At 64.9% G+C, this 6,387-nt stretch carries 3 protein-coding genes, 1 tRNA gene and 2 pseudogenes; 3 read left to right on the top strand and 3 right to left on the bottom strand.

Annotation, left to right across the window (positions count from 1 at the left end; translation table 11 throughout):
- Positions 1-197 (bottom strand): annotated as a pseudogene (locus FKP22_RS17620) (hypothetical protein); the annotation flags it as partial.
- A 280-nt stretch (positions 198-477) separates the two neighbouring features.
- Here FKP22_RS17620 and FKP22_RS17625 point away from each other — a divergent pair.
- Both FKP22_RS17625 and FKP22_RS17630 read left to right on the top strand, forming a co-directional pair.
- Positions 478-553: transfer RNA gene (locus tag FKP22_RS17625), tRNA-Arg, on the top strand.
- 320 nt (positions 554-873) lie between these two features.
- Positions 874-1,053 (top strand): annotated as a pseudogene (locus FKP22_RS17630) (IS6 family transposase); the annotation flags it as partial.
- 97 nt (positions 1,054-1,150) lie between these two features.
- On the opposite strand, the gene FKP22_RS17635 reads toward FKP22_RS17630, so the two are convergent.
- Positions 1,151-1,807 carry an RICIN domain-containing protein gene (locus FKP22_RS17635; RefSeq protein WP_141288837.1) on the bottom strand — a complete coding sequence of 219 codons (657 nt, stop codon included), beginning with the start codon at positions 1,805-1,807 and terminating at the stop codon, positions 1,151-1,153.
- 827 nt (positions 1,808-2,634) lie between these two features.
- Between FKP22_RS17635 and FKP22_RS17640 the strand changes: the two genes are divergently transcribed.
- A complete protein-coding gene (locus FKP22_RS17640; RefSeq protein WP_141288834.1) occupies positions 2,635-4,293 on the top strand; it encodes a bifunctional AfsR/SARP family transcriptional regulator/alpha/beta hydrolase in 1,659 nt (552 codons plus the stop codon).
- A gap of 369 nt (positions 4,294-4,662) precedes the next feature.
- Here the strand turns inward: FKP22_RS17640 and FKP22_RS17645 are convergent, their stop codons facing one another.
- Entirely contained in the window at positions 4,663-5,901 is a 1,239-nt protein-coding gene (locus FKP22_RS17645; RefSeq protein WP_141288836.1) for a hypothetical protein, read from the bottom strand.
- Positions 5,902-6,387: the final 486 nt, after the last annotated feature.

Genomic DNA, 6,387 nt, shown 5'->3' on the forward strand with positions numbered 1-6,387 from the left:
AGCGCGTCGGTGCCTGCCGCTTCCTTGTTGCCGAAGGCCACGAAGTTGATCAGCATGATGATCACCAGGATGGGCACCAGGAAGGAGGCGACAACTGTCACCACCAGCTGCTTGGGCGTCTTGATCGGCCCTTCATGTGGCCCGTCATGCGCGCTGTCGTGCGGGGCGCCGTGTGCTTCAACGTGAGCGTCGCTCATGAGGTCCTCGTCTCGCTTGGTGTTTGATCTATCGCAATCCCGCGGCGTTCAGCATCGCTGAAACCCCAGGCCGACGGCCAGTGCACGGGCGCCCTGGCCGCTCAAGCGTGCGAGTATAGCCAGCGGGTCCACCGGGACGGGGCGGGGTATGCACCCCGTGCGCCGCCCCCGTCACCTGCGCTAGACATGGATCAAGTCCGCCACCGCGCTGGCGTGCGGCCGGCCTTGCAGGGAGAGAGCAGCCGTCGCAGCCCTGCTAGAATCCGCGTTCCTCTCCGTGGCGCCCGTAGCTCAATGGATAGAGTACTGGCCTCCGAAGCCAGGGGTTGCTGGTTCGATCCCAGCCGGGCGCACCACCAACGAGGAACCGCAAGAAGGTCGATGCTTGTCGAGCATGCCCATAACTTGGCCGCATTCGCCATGACCAGTGTGCTGATCACTGCCGATACCGCGTAACCCGGCAAGGATTTGCGGTCTGTCTTCTTTGTGCGTCAAGCACTTGCGCACCCTAGGAAGTTCAGCCACGTTTTTGGTGGTGCTCCTAAAAGCTTCGCCACGTTATGCCTCGAATGGCTGGCCGGAACCAGCGCGCGGCGTGCAAATGCCGCCTTGTCATGCCTGATTTTCCAGCCAGCAATTGCCGAACTTCACACAGTGGACCGGGAGGTCTACGCTGAGGGACCTCCGAGCCACCAAGCGGCGCGTCCGGCCGATGCTCGGATTCAAGTCGTTCTGGTCGGCGGCCAAGATCATCGCCTGCATCGAAACCATGCACATGATCAACAGGGGGCAGATGACCTGCCCCGATGGCCAAGTCATCTCCGCAGCCAACCAGTTCTACTCGCTGGTGCACTGAACCGGCCCGCCCGCGTTGGCTATCACGCGCCTGTTATCCGGGTCGCGACAGAGCCCACTTGAGCCTGCACGCATGACGGCGGCCGACCCCTCGTGCTTTAACCCTCGAGCCAGTGCTGATACTGGTCGGCCAGATTGCAGCCCTGACTAGTGATGACGGTGCCGTTGCCCACGCTGTCCGTGTTCAGGCAGTAGCCGCTCAGCGAAGCGCTTTGCCACATGTAGTACCAGCCAGTGGACGTGTGGTCGGAATAGTAGACAGTCCACTCTTGGTTGAGCGCCTGGAGGTCGCAGTCCTTCATGGTGATCGCCGCCCCGCCGGAGGACGGCGCCGTGATGCATCGGCCCGTGCGCTGGTTGATGAAGCGGAACGAACCGAGTTGGGAGTTGTAGATCTTCAGCCACTTCTCGTCGCTACCGCTGTCGCACGACCACATCTGCAGTTTCGAGGCATTGTCGGTGGCGTTGTCCAGGCAGTGAGTCGTGTTCCAGACGCGGATGTTGGTGTAGCCGGCCGCCCTGGCGGGCGTTCCCGCGAGGGTCAGCGCGGCGGCTGCCACACCGGTAGCGAGCGCGCACAGAACGCGGGAAGGAGCCCTGCCCGCCCTTCGCCTCTGGTGCAAGCGGAAAAGTCGAGCCGGAGAGGTTTTCACGATGCTGCTCTCCAATGCCGAACTGCTGGGGCCATGCGAATCATTGGTATCGCCCTTCGTCGAGGCCGGGGCTTCGTGGCCCTGGGTTTCCTGTTTTTGCATGATCTCTCCTTTAAATTGCGCCGAAAAAACGGTCGGCACGTCCGTCCCTTAGGCCGCCCGTTGGACGGCTGCAGATCGATTAATCGTCGTGGCACCTGTCGAGGTACAGGGTGTTGCGCTGGCATCGCCGCGCCTCGGCGGCTGGACCAGCGAACGCGCCTTCCACCTCGCACATCCGAAGGCGGCGTAGCGCACCGCGTTGGGCGAGGCCGACGGTGAAACCCGGCCGTGCGCGTGGCAACAGACGCGACAGTCTGTAGATTTCGTCGGTGCCATGGTCGTTTCGGTGGCAGTCGGCGGCGATGAACGAGCTCCTCGGTTTGGGTGGGGCCAAGGTGTGCCCGAAGACCCTGCCCGGTACCACGCAGGCCGGCACCGAATCCGGCCATCGCAGCGTGCATCCCCCCCATTGGCGGCCGTCACCGCAGCGGCGCGCGCCACTCTCGTGTGCGGGCGCCTGCCGGCGGCGGAAACAGCAGGTCGATGACAAGGAAAAGCGGCAAGATGGCCAGGATGGCGATGCCCGGGCAACTCAAGCGTCGTCACGGTCGCCGCGCCGCATGCCGCCGAGAGCTGAGCCAAGAAGGGCTCGTAGAAACGCGCAGCGACCCCCATCGCAGGCACGAGGAGGATGCCCAGCCCGACGGGGTTCGCCGGTGCGCATGCACTGGACGCGGCCTGGCAGGACCGGACGGTTGAAGATTCGGCAAGCATGACGGGCTCCTCCATGCATCTGTCTGGGGCGGTGAGTGCCTCAACCTTATGGCGCGCGCGTCCTTGAAACGTCCTTTCACGTGGGACCGAGGAACTCTGACTACCATGCTCGGATGCACCCCGCCGAGCCACCTGCGCTGCTGCTGAACCTGTTCGGGGTGCCGTCGCTGGTGCTGGCCGGCGAGCGCTTACGCATCTCGCTGCAGCGCGCCTACGGGCTGATGGCGATGCTGGCGCTTGAGCGGCGACCGATCTCACGCGACCAGGCGGCACGCATGCTCTGGCCCGAGGCCGCAGCGGCCGTCGGACTGGGGCGGCTGCGCCGACTCATCTACGAACTCGAGGCCCGCTGCGGCCGCGCGCTGATCGACAGCCATGAACGCAGCATCTCGTTCGCCGCGGGAGCGCTGCGTTGCGAAGCGCTCGAATTCCGCAGCCTCGCCCAAGCCATGATTGCCGGCACAGCAGTGCCGCCCCCCCAGGCCGACATCGAGTCGCTGGCGGAGCGCGCGTGCGAACCATTGCTCGATGGGCTGACGTTCGGGTCCGACGAGTTCGACGACTGGGTGCGCATGCAGCGGATCGAGCATGTCCATCTGCTGACCCGCATGCTCGCCTGCCTGGCCGAACACCAGCGGGCGCAGGGGTGTGCCGAGGCCGCGATCGGAACTGCCGAGCGGCTGCTCGCCTTCGACCCGTATGCCGAGCCGTCCTATGTGCTCCTCATGGCGCTGGCCGCCGACGCTCGCGACGGCGCGGGCGTTGATGCAGCGTTCATGCGCTGCGCTGACGCGCTGCGTGCCGAGTTCGGCACCAAGCCGGCGCCCGCTACCGAACAGGCCTACCTCCAGGAGAAGGAGCGCGCCGCAGCGCTGGCGCACGGCCGGCGCGAAGCGCCGTCTTCGCCGATCACGACACTGCCGATCCGCTTCGCGACAGGAAAGCACGGCTCGGTGGCCTACGCCACCGTCGGCGAGGGTGGCGAGGCGCTGGTCATGCTGCCGGGGTTCGTCTCGCACATCGAAATCGGCTGGGAACACCCTGGGATCCGCGAGGCCATCGGCCGGCTCGCAAGACGTTTCACCGTCGTCGTGTTCGATCGTCGCGGAGTTGGTTTGTCCGAGCGGCTTGGCGAGGTGAGCACGGTCGAGTCCGCCGCAGACGACGTGCTCACCGTGCTTGCTGCAGCACGCATCGGGCGCGCCTGGCTGTTCGGCTCGTCCGAAGGCGGACCGGCGGCCATTCACATCGCGGCGCAACACCCACAAGGCGTCAGCGGGCTGATCCTGTTCGGCTCGCTTGCCCGAGGCAGTCGCGACGCGGACTACCCCTGGGCGCTGCGCGGCGACTCCTTTGACCACTGGATGGACTCGCTCATCGCCGGCTGGGGCGGTCCGGCGGACATCCAGACCTTTGCGCCCACGCTGCGCGACGATCCCGAAACTTGCGCATGGTGGGCGCGCATGTTGCGCCAGTCGGCGTCGCCGGCCAGCATGCGCGCTGTGCTGAAAGGTCTGCGCGAAATGGACGTGCGGCCGCTGCTGCCGCGCATCACGGCTCCGACACTCGTGATGCATCGCCGTGGCGATCGCGCAGTTCGCTTCGAGGCCGGAGAACACTTGGCGCGCAGCATCGGGCGCGCCGAGTTTCTGCCGCTGCAGGGCGACTCGCACTGGTGGTGGACGGGTGACACCGATGCAGTCATCGATGCCATAGAGTCGTTTGCTGCTGCCTCTGCAGCGCGAGCGGGTGCCGTAGAGGGGGGTACCTGACTTAAACCAAACAGCCTCCTCGAAACCCGGGTTGATTCATTTGAGTGGGTGCTTGTTCTCGCATTGCCTGACCAGGCTTGGCACGGCGGCCTTTTGGCGACGCGCATTTAGGGTTGGCGGAAGCTTGGCCACGTTATGCTTTCCGTTTTGAAAGCTTGGCCAAGTCATGCCTTCTGAGTTGGGCCGAGGCCGGCCCAACTCGCGCAAGTACGGTCAGGTTATGGCTCACTTTCGGCCAACAAATGGTCTACTTCACAGATGCGACGCTGTGAAGCGTTTCGACCCCGCGTCAAACCGATCACCGGGCCTGCACGCTCGACCTGAATGGCCGTTCATGCAGGTCCATGCGCAAGCTGCTGCAGCGCGTGGCTACTTGCTTTCGGGGTTCTTCCAGCGTGACGACAAGGCCATGTCGTTGCCGATGACGCGCCCGAAGTACTCGTAGACGTTGTGCGTGCTGTCCTTGTTCACGGTGGTTCGGTAGTCGGTCCAGACGGCCAGGAAGGTGTTCCTGGCGGCGGCCACGTCCGGCCGGTACTGGCCCTTTTGCGCAATGGTCAGCGGGAAGGCGTATTGGCGCAGCTTGCCGTTGCTGGCGACGAACTGGCCATAGATGCCGTCAGAGTAGTCGCCGAATGCCGAATTGTCGAAGGCCACCAGGAACATGTCCTGCTGTTTGAGGTAGGCCACCGCGGCGCGATTGCGGTCGCCACCGAGGTTTGAACCGATGAGGGTGGGCGTGCCCAGCACATTGCCGTTCGGGTCGATGGTCTGGCTGAACATGCGAACGCTGGCGTCTGCCATCTCGACCTCCCACACCACGAGGTAGGTCCCGGTCTTGGCGCTTGCCGCCACCACTGGGCGCCGCTCGGTGTCCGGGGTGCTGGCGATCAGGAAGTTGTTGCCCAGCAGGGTGCCGTCCGACGACAGCAGTTGCCCATAGATGTCGTCCTTGCTTGCCTCCTGGCGCTGGTCTTCCCAGACGACCAGGAAGCGGTCGTTCAATTCATCGCAGTCCACGTCCTGCTTGAACTGATTCTTCGCGCCGGTGGCGATCAGGAAATTGCCGCCCTGCATGAGGCTGCCATCGCCTGCGATGAACTGCCCGTAGACATCGGAGTCGCCGTTCTCGTAGTCGTACTGCGCGCCTCTTGACCAGGTGACGAGGAACCGGTCGCGGCCGGGGCAGTAGGCGATGGACGGGCGTTGGTCGTACAGGTCGGAGACGGAAATCCGGAATTCTTCATGGACCACGCCGCCGCTCAGGCCCAGGCTCATCCCGACGATCTCCGCCCTGGACTCGTCGGCGAGCTTGCGGCCCCAGACGACCAGGAACCGCTCGGACTTGGCGCCATAGGCGAGCACGGGCTTGGTCATCTTGCCGGTTTGACTGGACAGGCGGACATCGGTGCCCAGCGGGGTGCCGTCCGACTTCAGCGCCCGGCTGTAGATGTTCGGGCCGCTGGTCGCCTCGTTGCTGCTGTAGACCATCAGGTATTGATCGGAGGCATTCGCATACTTGAGCGAGGCCTTCAGCTCGAAGGGTTCGCTCGAATCTGCCGCGTGCGCCGGCAGCGATGCCGCGAGGCCCACCAACTGCGACAACATGACAAACAGGGTTCGGGAAAAGCGGCGGAGTGGCGACTGCGGATTCACAAGGTTCCTTCAATGGCGATGGGGGTGCGAGGTTCTTTGGGCGCGCGCATTGTCCGTGCGAGGCCGTGGCCGGTCATCACCCGGGGAGCGCATGCCGGGCGCGCCGATCATCCGATCTTTACGCTGGCTGACGTTGGCGCATGAAAGTCCACAGTGCGTGGCGCCTAGCATTGCAAGTTTGATGTTTGCCTGCCGAGCGCCATGAGAACCCTGTCTTCCCTGTCTGTGGCATGCCGGCTTGTCGCCCTTTGTGGGCCAGGCGCTTGAAGTTGGACCTTCGCGCCGCGCCGGCCCGGCGGCGCGCCGTTGCCGGGCTGGTGGTGTTGGCCGTGCATGGCGTGCTGGTGTGCCTGGGCTGGCAGACCAAGCTGGAACTGCCGCGGGAGAGGGAAACGCCCGTCGTCTCCTGGATGCGCCTGCTGCCAGACCCGGTGGCGC

The sequence above is a fragment of the Ideonella azotifigens genome, assembly GCF_006519715.1.
Taxonomy (GTDB): Bacteria; Pseudomonadota; Gammaproteobacteria; order Burkholderiales; family Burkholderiaceae_C; genus Ideonella; species Ideonella azotifigens.